The organism is Candidatus Micrarchaeia archaeon (assembly GCA_041650355.1).
Lineage (GTDB): Archaea > Micrarchaeota > Micrarchaeia > Anstonellales > Bilamarchaeaceae > JAHJBR01.
Genome location: JBAZLI010000105.1, coordinates 1 through 2713, shown reverse-complemented (window position 1 = coordinate 2713; position 2713 = coordinate 1). Strand labels below are relative to the sequence as shown.

General features: G+C 53.4%; 3 protein-coding genes. All 3 read right to left on the bottom strand.

From position 1 onward, the window contains the following. The coding region (locus WC488_05395; protein ID MFA5077831.1) for a hypothetical protein at positions 1 to 987 on the bottom strand (987 nt) is incomplete at its 3' end. 300 nt (positions 988 to 1287) lie between these two features. Next, positions 1288 to 1632, bottom strand: a complete 345-nt coding sequence (locus tag WC488_05390; protein MFA5077830.1) for a hypothetical protein — start codon at positions 1630 to 1632, stop codon at positions 1288 to 1290. A gap of 591 nt (positions 1633 to 2223) precedes the next feature. Further along, positions 2224 to 2670, bottom strand: a complete 447-nt coding sequence (locus tag WC488_05385; GenBank protein MFA5077829.1) for a hypothetical protein — start codon at positions 2668 to 2670, stop codon at positions 2224 to 2226. Between the last annotated feature and the right edge of the window lie 43 nt (positions 2671 to 2713).

Genomic DNA, 2713 nt, shown 5'->3' with positions numbered 1-2713 from the left:
TTTTCCGCTCCGCTGTTTCACGAGCTCGGCGACCCTCTGCTGCGCCTCGACGACTTTTTGTTCCGCATCCCTGATCTCTTCCGCCAGGCGCTCGCCGCGCTCTACTGCCCGCCGGGCGCGTGCTGTGGCTTCATGGTGCTCTCGCTCCGCTTGTAGCTCGGTAAGCAGGATGAAGGTTTCGGTCGGCTCCCGGTACGCGAAGTGTCGACTGTTGAAGTACGCCTCCGCGACCGAATGTGGAGGTTCCGTCAGAGAGGATACACGCGGAAGGAGGGCGTTCCTCTTGAGTGCTTTCATACTCTGCTCATCTATACCTCTGTCGAAAAACTCGATCAGCGTGCGGGTGCTGTTTATTTGCACCAGCATCTCGACAAGACAAGGACGAGCATCAAAGCACAGGCGCGTGCTCGCGTTGTATTTATCGTCTCCGCCCGACAGGTCCATGTTTCCCCGGCTCCATGCCTCCGCAACAAATCGCTCGATGAACTTTCGGGCAACATCCGCCCGAGAGCCTTTCGTGGAATCCTGGGAACTGAATGGACAATTCCCTCCACTCCAGGAGAAGAACCAAAGAAGTTTACGAAAGGTGGCCTCGTTATCTACGGCGTCTCGCTCCAGGTACCGTTCTCCCGTCCCGTCACGACCTTTGAAGTAGGAGTCGCAGAGGACCGCCCACGCCTTCTCGGCAATGCGCTGTCGGAATTCACCACAAAGGCCCGCCCAGACGCCCTCTTCTTGCGAAAAATTGGACGCCGACCAATGCCCGTCGGCGATCTCCAAAAGGAAGGGAACGCTCTCGTTCTGTTGGGCGGGTACGCTGGGGATGCAATGGAGAAGGCCGACGAGCACGTCTACTAACGGGTCCTTCCGAGAGCACTCCTCATCCCACCGTTCCTTCCATTTTTTCCAGTTCTCAAATTTCCGGGGGCGTAGGCCCGCGTTCAATGGGTGCGCACGATTGCGCTCGGGAATTCGATCGTTCGCCATGCCAACCTCCGCTTGTTTTTGAGCCGCGCGTGGCGGCGTTTTAATGTGCGCAGCGCTGTGGCTGCCCCCGTAAATTACAACTCGGCTCGCCCCACGTCAAGTAAAACAGCCCTTCGACTACGCTCAGGGCAGGCTCTCCCACCTATACATGGGTGGGAGGGCAGGCCCGTCCGCCTCCCATTTCCAAACATTCTCATGTTCTTAAGAACATGAGAATGTTTGGGGGGATGGCTTCGCTCAGGATAAACAAAAAAAGCGGCCCAACCTGCGTCGGGCCGCTTCGATCATGAGTGATACTGCTCAATACCAGTCAGCGCGCTCCGGTTCATACTTCACGAGCATCCCATCCTTCCTGATGAGCCCTTTTGGAACATCACAGACGAGACGGGGAATATCGGCAGTCGGCACGATTTGGACGAGTATGACCGTATATTTGTCCACGAACCCGTCGCACCGATAGGTACCCGGACCGAGGAGGTCGAAGGGAACGGGCTGTCCCTGGGTCATGACCAGATACCTGGTCATATCCGCTTGCTCCGCTTGCGTCGCTTTCTCGGCCGTCTGTATGGCATCCACCGCAATCAACATACCTAGGGCTCCAACAAGGAGTCCGGCAAGGAACACCGCAGCCAACTTCTTCTTCATAACTACCGCTCCTTTGTGGTGGTGGTTGATGAAACGAAATCCTTCGATTTCTCTGGAAAGAGAGTAGCACGTATCGAAGTGGTATGTCAACTCTCGGAACCTTTCGCGCGAAAGGTGGAATAGAAGGACACGAACGATGGGGCGGGGCAAGAACAACAAAAAGCCGCCCTGACTGTCTGCCGGGCGGCGTACTGCTCACGCTATCGCGTGGTACCTCGATCGAGCACCTCAGATATGTCCGCTCAACGGCCGAAAAATACTTCGTGGGCCGACGGATTGTGCCGCGCTGGCCGGCACTCTCGCTATCACCAGTTCCTGACAGTCATATAGCCATTCGGGCGTGCTGCCCCCAGTGTACCATACGCATTCCCCGCGTCAACCCATGCCCCGGACAGCCCTCCACTTAATACGAGCATCTCGACATCCCAGACCACCTCGGTGGTCAAACCATTTTAAAAGTGGTACAGTCTGCTAAAAGAGCATGAATGACGGACAAATAATAAAGGACAAGGCAATATTTGCGGTGGGGCTACTTGCCGCATTCTTAGCGTTCAGCCCCTTTAAGGAGGATTTAAATCAAATTCCAATTCTTCAGTCCCGCTCCTCAAGGAGCGAAAAGAGCGTCTGTAGGTGACCAACAGTAAATTGGCCATCTCGAGAAGTGAGAATTGAATGAAGCTCCTCAAGTTCCCATAAATTGGAACCCCTTTTTGACGCGGGTAATTCAAGCTCTATCACTGATTTAAGCGACTCCTGTTCTTGGGATTTAGCCACAACATTTGTTATGCTGGCCGCTGTACCTCGAAAATCAACCACGCTAACTAGCGAGGAAGTATAAGCGGTGCCAGTAATAGTGGATGGTAAATTAACAGTGGCCCCTGCTAAGTAGTCTGATTGCGCCGATTTTATTTCTTTCTGTTTAATTTTTTCTTTAATTTTATAGGAATAATCCCAAACGGCCATATACAGGGCCTTCCACTCACTTTCACTATTCTCAATCCGGTCGAGGATGTGCTTTATGTTAGTAGGAACATTCATGCCATGTATCAATTCTTTTCGGGTCTTAGCTTTGCAAGATTAT

Bases quoted from the DNA above. Each gene is read 5' to 3' on its own strand.
- WC488_05390 (MFA5077830.1), bottom strand. From the start codon at position 1,632: ATGAAGAAGAAGTTGGCTGCGGTGTTCCTTGCCGGACTCCTTGTTGGA.
- WC488_05385 (MFA5077829.1), bottom strand. From the start codon at position 2,670: ATGAATGTTCCTACTAACATAAAGCACATCCTCGACCGGATTGAGAAT.